Origin of the sequence: Actinomyces sp. oral taxon 170 str. F0386 (assembly GCF_000195595.1) — a bacterium.
Lineage (GTDB): Bacteria > Actinomycetota > Actinomycetes > Actinomycetales > Actinomycetaceae > Actinomyces.
In genome coordinates this window covers 1-16,955 of sequence record NZ_GL882509.1, presented here as the reverse complement: position 1 = coordinate 16,955, position 16,955 = coordinate 1, and the positions used below count along the sequence as shown (strand labels likewise).

The following is a 16,955-nucleotide window of genomic DNA, read 5'->3' as shown; positions in this document are numbered from 1 at the left end:
GCCCGCACGCGCGGGGGGCTGGAACGAGCCCGACGGTGCTTCAGCGGGTGCTCCGGTGACGGCGTCCGCGCCGGCTCCGGCCTCGGCACCCGCCGCGGGTCCGACCTCGGCTGCGCAGGCCCCACAGGCCGGCCCCGCCGTCAGCTGGGACGGTCCGAACGACGGTGGCTCGTCCCGCGGGTCAGCCGTTTCAGCCGCGTCCTCGGCCTCAGTCGCGCAGGGCTTTTCCTCGTCCTCGGCAGCACCATCCCATGGTTCTGCCGAGCAGCCCTCACACGGAGCCGGGCCGGCGAGCGGCCCGGGCGGCGCCGAGGCGGCCGACGCGGAGATGATCCGTACCCGCTGGGAGGAGGTTCTTGAAGCCGCGAAGCGCTCGCGGCGTGCGACCTGGGCGCTGGTCGGCCCTAACTCGCGGCCGGGCACCGTCTCCGCAGGCGTCTTCACGCTGCTGTTCGCCGCCCCCGGCCTCGTGGGCGCCTTCGAGAACGGCGGGCACGGCCCCATCTTCTCCGCGGCCCTCCACCAGGCCCTCGGCCTGCGCCTCGAGGTGCACGCCATCGTCGCCGGCGGCGACGGACCTGGCGGGTCCGGTGGTCCGGGAGGCTCAGGCGGGCCGCACGGTCCCGGAGGACCTGGCGGTGTGCCCACTGTGGCAGGAGATGCGAGCGCTCCCGGCCACGACGTCGGCCACGGCGGGCCGCAGAGCTCCTATGGGGGTGGCGCCTCCGACGCAGGCCCGGGCGGACCCGCCCCGCGAGCAGGCGCCTTCGACTCGGCCGGCTCGGCCGCCGGTGGCGGGGCGGAGGACGTCAACGGCGTCGGGACGCACACCGGTGGTCAGAGTTCGGTCGAGGATGCGGCGGTCACGGTCGTCGGTCGTGGTGCTGGTAGCTCTGGCCACAGTGTCGGAAGTGTGGGGCCGCACGGCTCCGCCGGTGCGCCAGTCGCCTCATCCGCTCCCGCGCCCCGGGTGCTCGCTACCAATGACCGCACCAGTGCTGTCCACGACGGCCAGGCGGTAGGTCAGGGGCATGCCCAGCCGGCCGACGTCGAGCCCGCAGTCCGTGCCCAGGCACGCCGGCCCGTCTCCACGACCTGGGACGATGGCTCCCCGATCGTTGAGCCGCCGGCCGAGGACGACTGGGGCGGTGATCCTTATGCCGAGGACTCCGGGTACTTCGGTGCCGATGAGCCCTCTGGCCCCGCTCAGCCCACCGATCCCGCCCGACACCACGCCGCGCCGGAGCCCGGCGGACAGGGCGTCGCGCCCTCGCCCGAGCCGCGCACGGCGCAGGCCGGTCCCGCGCCCTCCGAGTTCCAGGCGGTGTCCCCGGCACCCCCGGCGGCGTCGGCCCCGGTGTTCTCCACGAACACCGCGGATCCCGACGACGGGTGGGGACCCGTCGCGATCCCCGGCGGCGGCTCGGCTCCGGCACCCGCCTCGGCACCTGCTCCTGCGTCCGGTGGCGCCGACGTGGACGACGGCTGGGGTCCGGTCGCCGTCCCCGGCGGCGGAACCGTGCCCGCCCAGTCCGGGCCGGCTTCTGCGGCGTCGTCCCCGCCACCCGGCGGATCACCCTCCTCAGCGGTGCCCGTGGCCCCCGCACCCGAGGCGTCATCCCCGCACGTCCCGGCCGCTTCCGCCTCCACCGACCCCCAGCACGGCGGTCAGCCCGGTCCCTTCAGTCCTCAGTCCACTTCCGCCTCTCCCGCGCAGTCCCGCTCCGCGCCCGCCGCGCAGGTGCCCGATGAGGCGCCCCTGGCCACCGTCCACCGTCTGCGAGCCCTGCCGGAGATTCCCGGCGGGGCCGCGTCGTCACCGGCGGCGCCCCACTCCTTCCAGCAGACGCCGTCCTCCCCGTCCCCGCAGACGCCGGCCGCCGGCAGCGCGTCGGGCGTCCCCAACGTCCCTGAGGCCGCCGCCGGCTCCTCCGGCCTGGCCCCCGTCACCTGGGAGGGGACGCCATCGAGCCCCTTCAGCCCCGGCCCGGCCCCTGAGGAGCCCAGCGCTTCAAGTGCCCCGCCCGAGGACGAGTCCACCTGGGCGCCGTCGGGTATCGCCGGATCGCGCCTGGCCGCCGCCATGGCTGCTGCCCGTGCTGCCGCGCAGGACACCGGTACGGACTCCCTGGGCGACGACACCCCCAGCGAGGACGACCCCGACGCCGAGGACGCCGGCGTCGTCGGGCTGGAGGTCGTCAAACGGATCCTCGGCGCCCAGGTCATCGAAGAGGTCACCGTGACCCAGGAAGGACGCTGACATGCCCGCCGTCTACGAAGGGGCCGTCCAGGACCTCATCGATGAGTTCGGTGAGCTGCCCGGCATCGGCCCCAAGTCCGCCCAGCGCATGGCCTTCCACGTGCTCGCCGCCGACTCGGCCGCCGTCGAGCGGCTCATCGAGGCCCTGCGCGCCGTCAAGGCCAAGGTCCGATTCTGCGAGACCTGCGGCAACATCGCCGAGGCCCCCCAGTGCGCCATCTGCCGCGACCCCCGCCGCGACCAACGCGTCATCTGCGTCGTTGAGGAGCCCAAGGACGTCGTCGCCATCGAGCGCACCCGCGAGTATCGGGGTCTCTACCACGTGCTCGGCGGCGCCATCGACCCCATCAACGGTGTCGGCCCCGATGACCTGCGCGTGCGCGAGCTCTTCAGCCGTCTGGGAGACGGTGAGGTCGAGGAGGTCATCCTGGCCACCGACCCCGACGTCGTCGGCGAGGCGACTGCCGCCTACCTCACCCGCATGCTGCGCACCATGGCCGTGCCCGTCTCGCGCCTCGCCTCCGGCCTTCCCGTCGGGGCGGACCTGGAGTACGCCGACGAGGTCACCCTCGGGCGGGCCTTCGAGGGCCGACGCCGCGTCGAGGACTGATCCTCGTCGCCGAGCTGGCGTTCTTCGCGTAGCCCTACCGTTTTCCGTAGGACCACGCGAGAAATGCCCGGCTCGATGGGAGGAGCAGGAGAGTCAGGCCAGGCGCACACCGCGCGGCAGCTTGCCGGCCGGCACGCGCAGACGCCTGCTGGCCGTTATCACGCCGCCGGCCCCCAGGGTCACGAGTGCCACGAGGCTCGCGGGCCAGAAGGCGATGTGCTTCGTCTTGGCGTCGCCGCGGTTGCTCGTGCTGGAGGGGCCGTCGTAGGAGTCTTCCCGGTCCTTGCAGTAGTTGTAGACGACCCGTTCGGGCTGGGGGTCGCGCATCCCGTCGACCCACCTGCCGGTGATCGTCAGCAGTGAGGTGCTGTAGTCGAGGTCCTTGCCGGCGGGCTGAGGCGGCACGTGAGCAGTGGCGTCCCCCAGGGCCACGAAGGGGTTGGGGGCCAGCATCCACCAGATCCGATCGGTGCGGGTGACGTCATTGGTCGAGATCTCGGGATCGGTCTCGCACACGACCTTGTCGTCGGTGGAGCTGTCGTAGTCCACGCTGTAGGTCACCTCGGTCTGCGTGCTGGTCACCAGGGGTGAGGCGATGGTTGTGGCCAGGGGCGTCCCAACAGTGAGTGCGGCCACCACGATGTAGGTCAGGACCGCCGAGGCCGAGGGCCGCGCCGTCAGGCTCGAGAAGCCCAGGCCGATGGCGCACACCGCGCCCAACGTGAAGACGAGGATGACCAGGTGAGCGACGAGCGCCTGCCAGTGCGAGCCGCCCGCGACCGTCAGGATGACGAGGAAGGGCACCGCCACGCCCAGGAAGGCGATTGCCGCGACCCAGGCGGCCAGCAGCTTGCCGACGACGATCTCCTGGCTGCGCAGCGCTGTGGCCTGCAGCAGTGCGAGGGTCGCGTCGGCCCGGTCGCCGTTGATGGACGTCGCCGAGAGCGTGGGGGCGACGATGAGCCCGATCCCCAGGACGAAGCAGACGACGAGGTCGTAGAGGGGAACGAAGAACTCTTTGGACGGCTCCGAGCTCGTCGCAGCAGCGGCGATGGTCAGCCCGCCGCACAGCAGGATGAGGACGGCCAGCCAGATTCCCAGCATGACGCGCCATCGCGTGGCCCTCACTCGTTGGCGCAGCTCGAGCACCATGATGGTGCGGATACCGGTCCAGGTCATCGGCGCTCTCCTTCCAGAGCCAGGTAGGTCTCCTCCAGGGTTCCGGACAACGGGGCGAAGGAGACGACCTCCACCCCGGCCTCGACGGCCTCGCGCAGCAGGCGGGCCGCCGCTGCGTCGTCGGCGACCGGGAAGCGCACGGTGCCGTCCTCCTCCGGCGTCACGGGCAGCTGCGCGGAGCCGGCCCACTCGCCCAGGCGCCTGGCGTCCAGGGCCCGCATCCGCCAGGTCCGGCGCACCGGCACTGGGCTGGCGGCACCGTCGGATCCCGCCTCACCCGAGGACGGGGCAGGTCCCGACGGTGAGGCGACGGCGCTTCCGCGGGACATGAAGACGACGCCGTCGACCATCTCCTCCATCTCCGACAGGATGTGGCTGGAGAGCAGGACCGTGGTGCCGTCCGAGGCCAGGTCGCGCAGCAGGACGCGCAGGTCGGCGCGCGAGCGCGGGTCCATGCCGGCGGCCGGCTCGTCCAGGAGCAGGACCTTGGGGTCGTGGATGAGGGCTCGGGCCAGGCCCAGGCGCTGCTTCTGGCCCCGGGAGAGGACCCGGGCCGGTGTGCGCGCCATCTCGTCGAGGTGGACCAGGGTGAGCATCTCGACGGCGCGGGTGCGGGCGGCGTCGGCGTCCATTCCCTGGGCGGCGGCGAAGGTCAGGAGGATCTCGGTGCAGGTCAGGGAGTCCCAGGTGCCGAAGGCGTCGGGCATCCAGCCCACGGCGCGGTGGACCTCGCGCGACTGGGTGACCGGGTCCAGGCCCGCCACCCGGATCGTCCCGGAGTCCGGGGCCAGGAGGGCCGCCAGCATGAGCAGCAGCGTCGTCTTGCCGGCGCCGTTGGGGCCGACCAGGCCGGTGACGGAGCCGGCGGGCACCGTCATATCCAGCTGGCGCACCGCCGGCGCCCGACCGAAGAAACGGGTGAGCTGAGAGACTTCAATGCTCATGCGAGCAGGCTACGTCGTCGGCCGGGTCCGGCGGGCGGAACTCGGGGACGACTTGGTCAGCGGCGATGGGGCGTGCCTGAGTCCGCCTCCGCCTCAAAATCAACAAGAACTTCAGAAATGACGCGGCTCCGGGTCATTTTTGAAGAATTTGTTGAAGTGTGGGCCGTGAACTCAGAGGCGCGTGATATGTCGGCAACACGGCGCACCGTATGCTTGCCCCAGCCACGTCGTCGTGGGCGCCGCACGGCGACGGCTCCAGATCCCGGAGGCCCCTGCCAGGACGCCCGCACCGGCGCGGAGAACCTGATTAGACACGCACTGATTCCAGGACCTGAGGAGCGCCCCATGGCACTGGTCGTCCAGAAGTACGGCGGCTCGTCCGTCAGCGACGTCGACGCGATGCGGCGCGTCGCCCGGCGCATCGTCGCCACCCGGCAGGCCGGCAACACGGTCGTCGTCGTCGTCTCCGCGATGGGGGACACGACCGACGACCTCCTGGACCAGGCCGCCGCCCTGACCACCGACGCCCCGGCCCGCGAGATGGACATCCTGCTGTCCGCCGGCGAGCGCATCTCCATGGCCCTGCTCGCCATGGCCGTTACCGAGCTCGGCGTGCCGGCACGGGCCTACACCGGCGCCCAGGCCGGCGTCCTCACCGACTCCAAGTACGGCAAGGCCTCCATCGTCGGGGTGCTGCCCGAGCGGGTGGCCCGCTCCATCCAGACCGGCGCGGTCGCCATCGTCGCCGGCTTCCAGGGAATCAACGAGGTCGAGGACACCACCACCCTGGGGCGAGGCGGCTCCGACACCACGGCGGTCGCCCTGGCCGCCGCCCTCAACGCCGACGTCTGCGAGATCTACACCGACGTCGACGGCCTGTTCACCGCCGATCCCCGCATCGTCCCCACCGCCAAGCGCATCGAGTCCCTCTCCAGCGAGGAGACCCTGGAGCTGGCCGCCCACGGCGCCAAGATCCTCCACCTTCGCGCGGTCGAGTACGCCCGCCGCTTCGGTGTGCCCCTGCACGTGCGCTCCTCCTTCTCCGACAAGACGGGGACCTGGATCTACGACGGCCGCCGCGAGGGCGCCTTCGTGCCCTCGGTCGTGGCCGCCCAGCTCGACGACGTCGTCGCCGCCGACACTGACAGCGCCGACAGTGCCGGTAGCGCAGCCAGCGCCGCGAGCCCGGAGGATGCCGCCGCCCCGGAGGCCGCGGGAGCCGCCCCGGCCTCGCCCTCAGACCCCGCCGGACTCGACGACGGGCCCTCGGCCTCCGTCGTCGACACCGCGCACCGCAACGCCATCGCCGCGCGGGCCCAGGCCCGCCCCCGCCCGTCCGCCAAGGAGGACCACGTGGAAGCCCCCGTCATCTCCGGAATCGCCCACGACCGCAGCCAGGACAAGATCACGCTCGTGGGCGTGCCCGACGTCCCCGGCGCCGCCGCCCGCATCTTCGCCATCGTGGCCGGTACTGACGCCAACATCGACATGATCGTCCAGGACGTCTCCGCCGAGGGGACCGGCTTGACCAACATCTCCTTCACCTGCCCCGACGGCGACTCCGCCACCGCCCGGGAGGCCCTGGAGGCCGCCCGCGAGGAACTGGGCTTCCGCTCCCTGCACTTCAACCCCGACATCGGCATCCTGTCCCTGGTGGGGGCCGGCATGCGCTCCAATCCCGGGGTCTCGGCGCGCCTGTTCGGCTCGCTGAGCGAGGCCGGGGTCAACATCCACATGATCTCCACCTCCGAGATCCGCATCTCGGTGGTGGTCGACGACGCCGTACTCGACGAGGCCGTGCGCGCCGTCCACTCCGCCTTCGGCCTCGACGCCCAGGCCGCCGAGGCGGTCGTCTACGGAGGGACCGGACGATGAGCAATCCCGTGAACACCTACACCGGAGTGGCCGACGGCGTGTCCGTCGCCGTCGTGGGGGCCACCGGCCAGGTCGGCCGCGTCATGCGCGCCATGCTGGCCGAGCGCGACTTCCCCGCCCGCTCGGTGCGCTTCTTCTCCTCGGCCCGCAGCGCCGGGAGCGTCGTGGACTTCCGCGGCGCCCAGATCGAGGTCGAGGACGTCGCCACCGCGGACCTGGCCGGCATCGACGTCGCCATCTTCTCCGCCGGGGGCGCCGCATCGCGCGAGCACGCCCCCCGCTTCGCTGAGGCCGGGGCCGTTGTCGTCGACAACTCCTCGGCCTGGCGGAAGGACCCCGAGGTGCCGCTCGTGGTCAGCGAGGTCAACCCGCACGCCCTGCGCGAGCGCCCCAAGGGCATCATCGCCAACCCCAACTGCACCACTATGGCGGCCATGCCCGCCCTTAAGGTGCTGCACGAGGAGGCCGGGCTCATCCGCCTCATCGTCTCGACCTACCAGGCCGTCTCCGGCTCGGGGCGGGCCGGGGTGGCCGAGCTGGCCGGGCAGGTGCGCGCCGTCGTGAATGAGGACATGGAGGGCCTGGCCCTGGACGGGCGGGCCGTCGAGTTCCCCGCGCCGGAGGTCTACGTCGACACCATCGCATTCAACGCCGTGGCCTGGGCCGGTGGCGACGCCGGTGACGGCTCCGGCGAGACCGATGAGGAGCAGAAGCTGCGCAACGAGTCCCGCAAGATCCTGGGGATCCCGGACCTGCTGGTGTCCGGGACCTGCGTGCGCATCCCGGTGTTCTCCGGTCACGGGCTCAGCGTCAACGCCGAGTTCGAGCGCGAGATCAGCGTCGAGCGCGCCCGCGAGCTGCTGGAGGCGGCGCCCGGCGTCACCTACCAGGACGTGCCCAGCCCCCTCAAGGGCGCCGGCCGCGACGGCACCTTCGTGGGGCGCCTGCGTGCCGACCAGGCCTTCGCGCCGGGCCACGGTCTGCAGTTCTTCGCCGTCGGGGACAACCTGCGCAAGGGTGCGGCCCTCAACGCCGTCGAGCTCGCCGAGCTGGTGGCCGCCGAGATCCGGGGCTGAGTAGTCCTTCCTTTTCCGCCGAGCCGGGCAAATTTCGCGTAGGGTGACCGTTTTTCGGTCAGGATGCGCGAGAAATGCCCGGCTCGGCGTCTACACGGCGGGCGACGACCTGGGAGATGGAGCGCTCCCTCATCGATCCGAGTCGCGTTCCGCCAGAAGTCGGTCGATGCGCTCGCTCAGTTCGCCGACCTGTCGCTGCAGGGCCGCCACTTGCGCCTGCGTGGCCGCCTCCTGCTCGGCGTTCTCCTCCTCGACCAGCGAGACGATCCACGAGGCCAGGGTCGCCGTGACCACGCCGATGAGCGCCACCCCGCCGATCATGAGCAGCGCCGCGATGAAACGCCCCTCGGTGGAGACCGGAACGGTGTCGCCGTAGCCGATGGTGGTGATCGTCGTCAGCGCCCACCACAGGGCCTGGCCGAAGGTTCGGATCGAGGTACCCGGCTCATGGCGCTCCGCATCCAGCGTGGCCAGCGCCGAGGTGAAGATCAGCAGAGCGGCACTGCCGGCCGTGTACAGGGTGATGCGCCCGCGCAGTGCGGTGCCGGCGCTGCGCTGCATGATGCTCACGAGTGTCACCAGGCGCAGGAGCCGCAGCGGCCGCAGGACTGGAAGGACGAGTATCGCCAGGTCCGGCAGGTGGTTGAGGAACCAGCGGCCCCGGCTCGGTGCCAGCGCCAGACGCGCGAAGTAGTCGACGCCGAACAGCGCCCACACGATGTCGATCACCAGCTCGGCCGCGTTCTTGGTCCCGCCCTGTGCGTTGGTGAGCACCTCCCAGGCGTAGGCGCCCAGGAAGACGACGGCGGCGCCGGTCAGCGGCCACTCCGTCGCCCGCTCCCACGCCCGCAGCCGAGCGCCCGGGCTGTCTTCGGTCGGCATGCTCCGATGGTAGACGGCGCTTGAGGCAGAGCCGTGCAGGATGCCCTGTCTGTGTGAAGAAGGGACGTGAGGTGAGGGGGTGTTAGGCCAGCAGGAGCCCGGCCGCGGTGCCGAGGTAGAAGACGTAGACGGCCAGTAGGAAGATCCGCTCCGAGATCCCGAAGGCGTAGGGCCTCAGGCAACGGACGACCAACGCGGTCACCAGGGCGATGAGCGCGGCGGCGGTCACCCAGCGGGTCGCCCCGAGGAAGGACACCAGACCCTGCGGTGCGAGCGGGGTCAGCAGCCGGACGATGTTGCCCATGCACGAATAGGCGATCGCGAACCACGCGATGGCGGCCACCAGGTGAAGGCGACCGATGAGGGTGGTCGGTTGCCCCTCGACGTCGGTCGGCAGGAACGGCAGCGCCGCGAAGATGACAGCCAGGATCGCCAGCCGGAGTGCCACGCCCTTCTCCGGTGTCGGTGGTCCGAGGGCGATGGCGCCTGCGAGCACGGCCCAGAACACCGCCGAGGTCCAGGTGATGGCGGTCGCGAGGCGGCGGGTCGGTCCGACGGCGTAGTCGCTCACGGCGTGCTGCACGATGTTGTAGTCGCTGGGGATGAGGTGAAGGGCGATGAACATGGCCAGCCGCGCGACTCCCAGGACGAGGGCGACGGCGGCAAGGGCGGTCGTCATTGAACCGGCTCCTTCCGTGCGGGTGCGATTCGATGCTAAACCGTCCAGCCCGTTGCGGTTGGGGTGTTTTCCGTCGGGGCTGGTGCCGTCCTCCTCCTCGCGAACGGGGACATTCGACGCCGTCGGGGATACTTTCTCGCCGACTGGTGCAGTCCGCGCCTACGGGGACAGGAGTCCTGCACCCGTACGCGCGGAATGTCCCCGGCTGGGTGGGTTTAGGTGAGTAGAACCTTCAGGACGGCGGGGGCGGTGAAGCGGCGAGGCTGCGAACCTCTTTCGACGACGTCGAGCACTCCGATGTCAGTCAGCTGGCCAACGAGGCTGTTGGCTCGTCCATACGAGACGCCGAGGGCCGCCTCGACCTTGCGCACCGTGAAGCTCGGATTCGCGACCGCGAAGTCGACGAGGTCGAAGGCGTGCGCGGACCGCAGGCTGGAGGCGCGCACCGTTTCCTTGAGGTTCTGGTGCGCAGCGGCCAGGGCGAGCATCTGGTGGCGCGTGTTGGTGGCGGCCGCGGCCAGCCCCCGGGAGAAGAAGGTGAGAAAGGTGTCCCAGTCGCCGTGGGTGCTGACTCGGAGCAGGGCGTCGTAGTACTCGGCGCGGCGTTCCTCGAACCATGGTGAGACCGTCAGTGTAGGTTCGCTGAGAACGCTCGAGCTCAGGAGGGTGAGCACGATGAGGAACCGTCCCAGGCGCCCGTTGCCGTCCCGGAAGGGGTGAAGGGTCTCGAACTGGTAGTGCGCCATACCCGCAGCGATGATCGGGTCGATGTCTCCCGCGTGGTCCTGATACAGCCAGTCGACGAGGGCGCGCACGCCGGCGCGAAGACGATCTCCAGGCGGTACGGGAACGAACCGGCTTGCATGGATCGGGGCCGCGCTGTGCGCACCGGGGCGGCGGCCGATCATGACCTGACTGTCGCGCAGGCGACCTGAAGCGGCCTCAAGGGGAGTGCCCCTCATGAGCTCGCCTTGAAGGTCCTCGATGAGTGACAAGGTGATAGGGCGTCCCTCCTGCGCCCCCAGGAAGCCGCTGTTGGCCATGCGGACGTAGTTGAGGATCTCTGTCATCTCGGCGGTCGCGGGGGCGTCGTCGTCGGCGGTGAGCACCTCGCGCAGGGGGGCGTATGTCCCTTCCAGAGCCGACGTCGACTGCGCCTCGCGCCGCAAGGAGGGCGTTCGTAGAAGATAGGGGTTCGGCAGCTGTTGGGCCGTGGCGTCGAGGGCGGCCAGTGCGCGCCCGGCTGCTGCCACCATGCGGTAGGTGGTTCCGTTGAGGGGTGGTTCGTCGGAGCCGAGTGGCGCGGGGACGAAGGCCTTGTGCTGCCAGTCGCCGGTCACCGGGTCGGAGCCAGTGATGTCGATCAGTTCCCCCATGGTGTCGTTGACGAACATGGTTACGTCCATAATATCAGTCTAATGGCGATTGTGTGACATCTGAAGGGGATGTGTCATACACAAGAGGTATTTGTCGAACATCTTGTGTGGGGATGTGTCTGGAAACGGTCATGTTGTGGGTCGGCGGGAATGAGGGGTGGGATGAGGGCTCGGCGCGGGTGCGGGATGCAGCGGGAGGGCTGGCGGCATCCGTCGTCGCTGTCGACAGTGGAGCCCGACAGTGGAGCGTGGCCGGCCCCAGGAATAGGGTGGGCCCCGGTCGTGTTGGCCGCAGTGGAACCGATCAGTATCCGCAGTCTTGAAAGGAACGCTCATGGCCACCAAGAACATCACCGGGCCCGAGTTCAAGGACACCATCCACGGCGAGGGCATTACGCTCGTCGACTTCTGGGCCTCCTGGTGCGGCCCGTGCATGCGCTTCGGCCCCATCTACGAGAAGGCCTCCGAGGCCAACCCCGACATCACCTTCGCCAAGGTGGACACCGAGGCCGAGCAGGACCTCGCCGGGGCCCTGGGCATCTCCTCGATCCCCACGCTCATGGTCTTCCGTGACAATGTGCTCGTCTACCGCGAGGCCGGCGCCCTGCCCGCCCCCGCGCTGGACTCCCTCATCACGCAGGTGCGTGAGCTCGACATGGAGGAGCTCAAGGCCAAGATCGCTGAGGAGGAGGCCGCCGGCGCACAGGCCTGACCCGTCTCGCGCCTCGGGATCGCCCTGAGCCGCGACCAGGTCGTCCAGTCTCCGACGTCGTCCGGAAACTCGCCGTTTTCGGGCGACGTCGTCGTCTGTTGCCCGGCTCGCCCGCCCAACGGCAGAACATTACGTTTTGATATCCTATGATGGCCCGCGTGAAGTTGGAGTCCCACGTCAGTCACGCTGTCAGAGCCCGATGGGCGGTACCCGTCGGCGCCTCGGGCCGCGACGCGTTGGTGCGCCACCTGGTCTACGCCTTCCTGCGCTCCGACCCCGAGGGGGCCACGGACTGGATCGACTCAACGGTCCCCACCGACCCCGACGAGCTGCGCACCATGCTCGACTTCCTCCTCACCGCCCGGCCCCCGGCGCCGCTGCCCGAGGACATCGCTGCTGACCTCGACACCCTTCTGGAGGCCGAGGCCGCCGAGCGCGGCATGGTCGACGCCACCGAGATCCCGCCCCTGGCCATCACCGACCACGTGCCCGGCCTGCTGGGGCGCAACGTGGCCTTCTGGCGCGGCGACCTCACCCGCCTGCGCGCCGGCGCCGTCCTCAACGCCGCCAACTCCGGGATGCTCGGCTGCTTCGCGCCTGGGCACCGATGCATCGACAACATCATCCACGCCGTCGCCGGCCCGGCCCTGCGTGCCGAGTGCGCCCGCTACATGACCTGGGCGGAGACCTTCGACCCCACCCGCCGCCAGGGCGGGGAGCCGGCCGGCCGGGCCGTCTTCACCGGCGGCTACCACCTGCCCGCCCAGCACGTCATCCACTCGGTGGGACCCGTCATCGAGGACGGCCGTAAGCCCACGCTGCGCGACCGGCGCCTGCTGTCCTCGTGCTACACGAGCGTCCTCAACGTCGCGCACGCCGCGGGGCTGGGCAGTGTCGGCCTGTGCTCGCTGTCCACGGGCGTCTTCGGCTACCCCAAGCGGCAGGCCGCCCTGGTGACCCTGGAGACGATCGGCCGCTGGCTGGCGGCCCACCCCGACTCCCGGCTGCGTATCGTCATCAGCCTTAACGCCGACGTCGATGTCGCTGCCTACGAGGCCGCCCTCGCCCCGCCGCCCTGGAGGCCGTGAGAGGTGTGAGCCCTTAGCGCTCCTGGGCCCGGGCAGCAGCGCGAGCGGCCGCCGGGGCCGCGTCCGCAATCGCCTCCAGCTCCGCGTCGCCATGCGCGGCCGAGACGAACCAGGCTTCGAAGACCGACGGCGGCAGGCCCACCCCGGCTTCAAGGAAGGCGTGGAAGAAGGGCCCGTAGCGCCAGGTCTCCTGGACGCGGGCCGCCTCGTAGTCGTTCACGCCCAGCTCGGCGGCCCGCTGCCCGAACATGATGGAGAACAGGGATCCCGCCCGCTGCACACGGTGGGGCACGTCCTGCTCGGTCAGGGCCGCTGAGACCATCTCACCGATGTCCTGGGCGCGCTCGGCCACCGAGGCGTAGACGGCGTCGTCGGCCAGCTGGAGCGTGGCCAGGCCGGCCGCCGTGGCCAGCGGGTTCCCCGAGAGCGTGCCCGCCTGGTAGACGGGGCCGTCCGGCGCCAGCAGGTCCATGACCTCCGTGCGTCCGCCGACGGCGGCCAGCGGCATCCCGCCACCCACGACCTTGCCGAAGGTCACCAGGTCCGGCACCCAGGCGGCGCGCTCGCGCCAGTCCGCGCCCGGCCAGGTGGGGGCTGCGGCGTCGGAGGGCTCGGCGGCGAAGACCGGCAGGTCGGAGGTCCAGCCGTCGACGGCCTCCAGCCCCCACCAGCCGGCCGGGCCCACGCGGAAGCCGGTGAGGACCTCGTCGAGGATCATGAGCGCGCCGTGCTCGGCGGTGATGCGGCGGATCGCGGCGTTGAAGCCGGGCGCCGGCGGCACGATCCCCATGTTGGCCGGGGCACCCTCGGTGATGACCGCGGCGATCTCGGCGCCGCGCTCGGCGAAGCAGGTCTCCAGCGCGGCGACGTCGTTGTAGGGCAGGACGATCGTCTGGGCGGCCACGGCCGCGGGCACACCCGCGCTTCCCGGCAGGCCGCCAGTGGCCAGGCCCGAGCCGGCCGCCGCGAGCAGGCCGTCGCTGTGCCCGTGGTAGCAGCCGGCGAACTTCACCACCAGGTCGCGCCCCGTGGCGCCGCGGGCCAGGCGCACGGCCGTCATCGTCGCCTCGGTACCGGTGGACACGAAGCGCACCCTTTGCGCGGCCGGTACCCGACGGCGCACCTCCTCGGCCAGGAGCGTCTCCGACTCGGTCGGGGCACCGAAGGACAGGCCGCGGGCGGCGGCCGCCTGGACCGCGCTGACGACCTCGGGACGGGCGTGCCCCAGGATCGCCGGGCCCCACGAGCCCACCAGGTCCAGGTAGCGGCGGCCCTCGACGTCGGTGACGTGGGCGCCGCTGGCCGAGGCGATGAACCGCGGCGTGCCGCCCACCGAGCCGAAGGCACGCACGGGGGAGTCGACGCCCCCGGGGATGACGGCGCGAGCCGCCTTGAACAGGCCGGCGTTGGTCGCGTGAGTCGTGTTGGTGGGGGCGGAGGCTGTGGGGCGCGGCTGCTGAGTCACGGGCGATCCTGTCGGTAAAACTGTGAAGAGACTGGTCAGGGCCGGTTCAGGCAGGGATGCCGCGCCGGCTGGGCTGCCCTCAACCTACCGGACCGGCATGGCGAGCAGGGTGTCGATGCGAGTGCCTTCGGGGCTCGTGGACGTACCCCGGACCTCGTCTACTGACGTCGCGAGGTGGTAACGAGCCCTCAGAGGCGCCCCGGCGAACCACGTGTGTGGCGGCGGCCCCCGGGATCGCCCCTACTTGTGTCACACGATCTAGTGCAGGGCCGGGTTCTCGGCGATCTCCCGGGCCCAGTAGGTCAGGACCATGTCCGCCCCCGCCCGCACGATGCCCAGCACCGACTCGGCGATGACTCGCTCGCGGTCGACCCACCCGCGCTGCGCGGCCGCCTCCACCATCGCGTACTCACCACTGACCTGGTAGGCGGCCACAGGCACCGGCGAGGCGGCGGCGACGTCGGCCAGCACGTCCAGGTAGGGGCCGGCCGGTTTGACCATGACGATGTCGGCTCCTTCCTCGACGTCGAGCATCACCTCGCGCAGGCCCTCGCGGCGGTTGGCCGGGTCCTGCTGGTAGGCGCGCCGGTCCCCGGTGAGCGTGGAGCCCACGGCCTCCCGGAACGGCCCGAAGTAGGCCGAGGCGTACTTCGCCGAGTAGGCCAGGATCGCGACGTCGTCGTGGCCGGTGGCGTCCAGCGCGGCGCGGATCGCGGCGACCTGCCCGTCCATCATCCCCGACGGCGAGACCATGTGCGCCCCGGCCTCCGCCTGGGAGACGGCCATGGCCTGATAGGTGGCCAGCGTGGCGTCATTGTCGACCTCGCCGGCGCGCGGACCGTCGGGGCGGATCAGCCCGCAGTGGCCGTGGCTGGTGAACTCGTCCAAGCAGGTGTCCGCGCATACGACGACGTCGTCCCCCACCTCCGCGCGCACGGCCGCGATCCCGCGGTTGAGGATGCCGTCCTCCGCCCAGGCCGCTGTGCCGGCCTCGTCTCGCGTGGCGGGCACGCCGAACAGGTCGATGGCGCCGACGCCGGCCTCGGCGCAGGCGGCGGCCTCGCGGCGCAGCGAGTCCAGCGTGTGCTGGACGACCCCCGGCATCGCCTCCACTGGGCGCGGGGAGTCGATGTCCTCGCGCACGAACACCGGCAGGATGAGCGCGGCCGGGTCCACGACGTGCTCACGCACCAGGTGCCGCATCGCCGGGGTGGTGCGCAGGCGCCGGGGCCGCACCGTGGGGGCCTGCGGGTCGGGGACGGAGCGGCGCAACAGGAAGTCGGCGGCCGGTCGAAGGGCGTCGGTCATGAAGTGCTCCTGAGTGGGGGATTAGTGGTTAGTGCTGGATCCGACGTCATGACGTCGATAGTGGCCTGGAGGACCCCCTCGGGCGTGGGGGAGGAGGCGGTGGCGGCGACCGGTAGGCCCAGCTCCCGGGCGGCCGCCGCAGTGGTGGCACCAATGGCCACCAACCGGGTGGTGGACGGGGGTGGCCCGAGCAGCTCCAGGATCGCCCGCGTCGTGGACGGGGCGGTGAGCACGACCGCGTCCACACCGCCGGTGGCCCACGTGCTCCCCATGCCCGGGGGCAGGTCACAGGTGTCTGCCGTGACGGTCGTATAGGCGGCCACCCGCTCCACCTCCCAGCCCGCCCGACGCAGGCCGTCCGCCAACGCCGGGTCGGCCAGAGCCGAGGCCGGCAGCAGCACGCGCTGCGCTGAGTCCGGGCCGGCTTGCGGGCCACCGGCGAGCACGGGCTCCTCCAGGAGGGCGGTGGCCGAGCCCCGCGCCACCAGGTCAGGGGAGGCGCCGGTGAGCTCGGTCCAGGCGCGTGCAGTTGCCGGCCCGACGACCGCCACCTGCAGCGTTGAGGGCACCGGAACGTGCAGGTACGGTGCCAACGCCTTGACGGTCCGGGCCGAGGTGAGCACCAGCCAGGCCTCCTCGCCCGCCGTGATCCGCCGCGCGGTCTCCTCCAGAGCCGCAGCGTCCCCCCGAACGGTCCGCGTCACGGCGGCGCGCAGCACCTTCGCTCCGGCCCGCTCCAGCGCCGAGGCAATGCGATCCGGCTCCTTGACCCGCGGCAGCAGCACGACCCGTCCTGTCAACAGCGTGCCGGCGGCCTTGTGGGGCCGGCCCGGGAGGCGCCCGATCGAGTCGTTGCGTGAGATGGACTGCGCCATGGTCTCAGTCCCGCCGGGGCTTGTTGGCGTGTAGGTCGACGACCTCAGCGGCACCGTCCTCCAGCAGGACCTCCGCCGCCCGGACACCCAGCGCCTCCGCCGCCCGAACCGCCTGTGCTACGGCGTTTCCGTACGTGTCTGGGCCGCTGTCGGCCTCGGGCAGCTCGGCGCTCAGCTCGCAGCCGACCTCCTTTCCGCCATCAAGCGAGGTGACCACCGCCCGCAGCGCGAGCACCCGCTGCTCCTGCTCACCGCCGCTCAGGTGCGCCCAGGCCCCCACTGGTGCCGCGCAGCCCGCACCGAGCCGGGCCATGAGCGCCCGCTCCGCCGTCACCGCCAGGCGCGTGGGCTCGTCATCGAGGGCCGCCGCGGCCCGGGCCAGCGCCGCAGAGCCCTCGCCGGCCCTCGCCTCTACGGCCAGGGCCCCCTGAGCCGGCGCGGGCAGCATCGTCTCGAGGTCCAGGACCTCGCTCGCGCAGTGCTCCAGGCCCAGGCGCCGCAGCCCCGACAGGGCCAGGACCACCGCGTCCAGGTCGCCGGCGGCATCGGCCCGGCTCGGCGCCACCGGTTCATCGGTGCCGACGCCGTCCGCCTCCAGCCCAGATCGGAAGAGCACACGTCTGAAC

14 protein-coding genes are annotated in these 16,955 nt (G+C 71.7%); 6 read left to right on the top strand and 8 right to left on the bottom strand.

Annotation, left to right across the window (positions count from 1 at the left end; translation table 11 throughout):
* Nucleotides 1-2,260: hypothetical protein (locus HMPREF9056_RS00790; RefSeq protein ID WP_216593587.1), on the top strand; the 2,260-nt coding region annotated here is incomplete at its 5' end.
* 1 nt (nucleotide 2,261) lies between these two features.
* Nucleotides 2,262-2,870, top strand: a complete 609-nt coding sequence (recR, locus tag HMPREF9056_RS00785; protein ID WP_009401940.1) for a recombination mediator RecR — start codon at nucleotides 2,262-2,264, stop codon at nucleotides 2,868-2,870.
* 93 nt (nucleotides 2,871-2,963) lie between these two features.
* On the opposite strand, the gene HMPREF9056_RS00780 is transcribed toward recR, so the two are convergent.
* Nucleotides 2,964-4,049, bottom strand: a complete 1,086-nt coding sequence (locus tag HMPREF9056_RS00780) for an ABC transporter permease (protein ID WP_009401939.1) — start codon at nucleotides 4,047-4,049, stop codon at nucleotides 2,964-2,966.
* Nucleotides 4,046-4,993 carry an ABC transporter ATP-binding protein gene (locus HMPREF9056_RS00775; RefSeq protein ID WP_009401938.1) on the bottom strand — a complete coding sequence of 316 codons (948 nt, stop codon included), beginning with the start codon at nucleotides 4,991-4,993 and terminating at the stop codon, nucleotides 4,046-4,048. The genes HMPREF9056_RS00780 and HMPREF9056_RS00775 overlap by 4 nt, the downstream gene beginning before the upstream one ends.
* A gap of 345 nt (nucleotides 4,994-5,338) precedes the next feature.
* On the opposite strand from HMPREF9056_RS00775, the gene HMPREF9056_RS00770 reads away from it, so the two are divergent.
* Nucleotides 5,339-6,868, top strand: coding sequence for an aspartate kinase (locus tag HMPREF9056_RS00770; RefSeq protein ID WP_009401937.1), 1,530 nt, complete (start codon nucleotides 5,339-5,341; stop codon nucleotides 6,866-6,868).
* A complete protein-coding gene (locus tag HMPREF9056_RS00765; RefSeq protein ID WP_009401936.1) occupies nucleotides 6,865-7,944 on the top strand; it encodes an aspartate-semialdehyde dehydrogenase in 1,080 nt (359 codons plus the stop codon). The genes HMPREF9056_RS00770 and HMPREF9056_RS00765 overlap by 4 nt, the downstream gene beginning before the upstream one ends.
* Before the next feature lie 129 nt (nucleotides 7,945-8,073).
* Here the strand turns inward: HMPREF9056_RS00765 and HMPREF9056_RS00760 are convergent, their stop codons facing one another.
* The 3 genes from HMPREF9056_RS00760 to HMPREF9056_RS00750 form a co-directional block, all read right to left on the bottom strand.
* Entirely contained in the window at nucleotides 8,074-8,826 is a 753-nt protein-coding gene (locus HMPREF9056_RS00760) for a potassium channel family protein (RefSeq protein ID WP_009401935.1), read from the bottom strand.
* A gap of 82 nt (nucleotides 8,827-8,908) precedes the next feature.
* Nucleotides 8,909-9,505 carry a DUF998 domain-containing protein gene (locus HMPREF9056_RS00755; protein ID WP_009401934.1) on the bottom strand — a complete coding sequence of 199 codons (597 nt, stop codon included), beginning with the start codon at nucleotides 9,503-9,505 and terminating at the stop codon, nucleotides 8,909-8,911.
* A 215-nt stretch (nucleotides 9,506-9,720) separates the two neighbouring features.
* Nucleotides 9,721-10,911, bottom strand: a complete 1,191-nt coding sequence (locus tag HMPREF9056_RS00750; protein WP_009401933.1) for a Fic family protein — start codon at nucleotides 10,909-10,911, stop codon at nucleotides 9,721-9,723.
* Nucleotides 10,912-11,215: 304 nt separating this feature from the next.
* Between HMPREF9056_RS00750 and HMPREF9056_RS00745 the strand changes: the two genes are divergently transcribed.
* Entirely contained in the window at nucleotides 11,216-11,593 is a 378-nt protein-coding gene (locus HMPREF9056_RS00745) for a co-chaperone YbbN (protein ID WP_009401931.1), read from the top strand.
* A 146-nt stretch (nucleotides 11,594-11,739) separates the two neighbouring features.
* A complete protein-coding gene (locus tag HMPREF9056_RS00740; RefSeq protein ID WP_009401930.1) occupies nucleotides 11,740-12,681 on the top strand; it encodes a macro domain-containing protein in 942 nt (313 codons plus the stop codon).
* A gap of 13 nt (nucleotides 12,682-12,694) precedes the next feature.
* On the opposite strand, the gene HMPREF9056_RS00735 is transcribed toward HMPREF9056_RS00740, so the two are convergent.
* The 3 genes from HMPREF9056_RS00735 to HMPREF9056_RS00725 form a co-directional block, all read right to left on the bottom strand.
* Entirely contained in the window at nucleotides 12,695-14,080 is a 1,386-nt protein-coding gene (locus HMPREF9056_RS00735; RefSeq protein WP_050792959.1) for a glutamate-1-semialdehyde 2,1-aminomutase, read from the bottom strand.
* A gap of 324 nt (nucleotides 14,081-14,404) precedes the next feature.
* Nucleotides 14,405-15,454, bottom strand: a complete 1,050-nt coding sequence (gene hemB, locus HMPREF9056_RS00730; RefSeq protein ID WP_009401927.1) for a porphobilinogen synthase — start codon at nucleotides 15,452-15,454, stop codon at nucleotides 14,405-14,407.
* On the bottom strand, nucleotides 15,451-16,329 hold the full coding sequence (locus tag HMPREF9056_RS00725) for a uroporphyrinogen-III synthase (protein WP_009401926.1): 879 nt from the start codon (nucleotides 16,327-16,329) through the stop codon (nucleotides 15,451-15,453). Before HMPREF9056_RS00725 ends, hemB begins: the two co-directional genes overlap by 4 nt.
* Between the last annotated feature and the right edge of the window lie 626 nt (nucleotides 16,330-16,955).

Bases quoted from the DNA above. Each gene is read 5' to 3' on its own strand.
- recR (WP_009401940.1), top strand. From the start codon at position 2,262: ATGCCCGCCGTCTACGAAGGGGCCGTCCAGGACCTCATCGATGAGTTC.
- HMPREF9056_RS00780 (WP_009401939.1), bottom strand. From the start codon at position 4,049: ATGACCTGGACCGGTATCCGCACCATCATGGTGCTCGAGCTGCGCCAA.
- HMPREF9056_RS00775 (WP_009401938.1), bottom strand. From the start codon at position 4,993: ATGAGCATTGAAGTCTCTCAGCTCACCCGTTTCTTCGGTCGGGCGCCG.
- HMPREF9056_RS00770 (WP_009401937.1), top strand. From the start codon at position 5,339: ATGGCACTGGTCGTCCAGAAGTACGGCGGCTCGTCCGTCAGCGACGTC.
- HMPREF9056_RS00765 (WP_009401936.1), top strand. From the start codon at position 6,865: ATGAGCAATCCCGTGAACACCTACACCGGAGTGGCCGACGGCGTGTCC.
- HMPREF9056_RS00760 (WP_009401935.1), bottom strand. From the start codon at position 8,826: ATGCCGACCGAAGACAGCCCGGGCGCTCGGCTGCGGGCGTGGGAGCGG.
- HMPREF9056_RS00755 (WP_009401934.1), bottom strand. From the start codon at position 9,505: ATGACGACCGCCCTTGCCGCCGTCGCCCTCGTCCTGGGAGTCGCGCGG.
- HMPREF9056_RS00750 (WP_009401933.1), bottom strand. From the start codon at position 10,911: ATGGACGTAACCATGTTCGTCAACGACACCATGGGGGAACTGATCGAC.
- HMPREF9056_RS00745 (WP_009401931.1), top strand. From the start codon at position 11,216: ATGGCCACCAAGAACATCACCGGGCCCGAGTTCAAGGACACCATCCAC.
- HMPREF9056_RS00740 (WP_009401930.1), top strand. From the start codon at position 11,740: ATGATGGCCCGCGTGAAGTTGGAGTCCCACGTCAGTCACGCTGTCAGA.
- hemB (WP_009401927.1), bottom strand. From the start codon at position 15,454: ATGACCGACGCCCTTCGACCGGCCGCCGACTTCCTGTTGCGCCGCTCC.
- HMPREF9056_RS00725 (WP_009401926.1), bottom strand. From the start codon at position 16,329: ATGGCGCAGTCCATCTCACGCAACGACTCGATCGGGCGCCTCCCGGGC.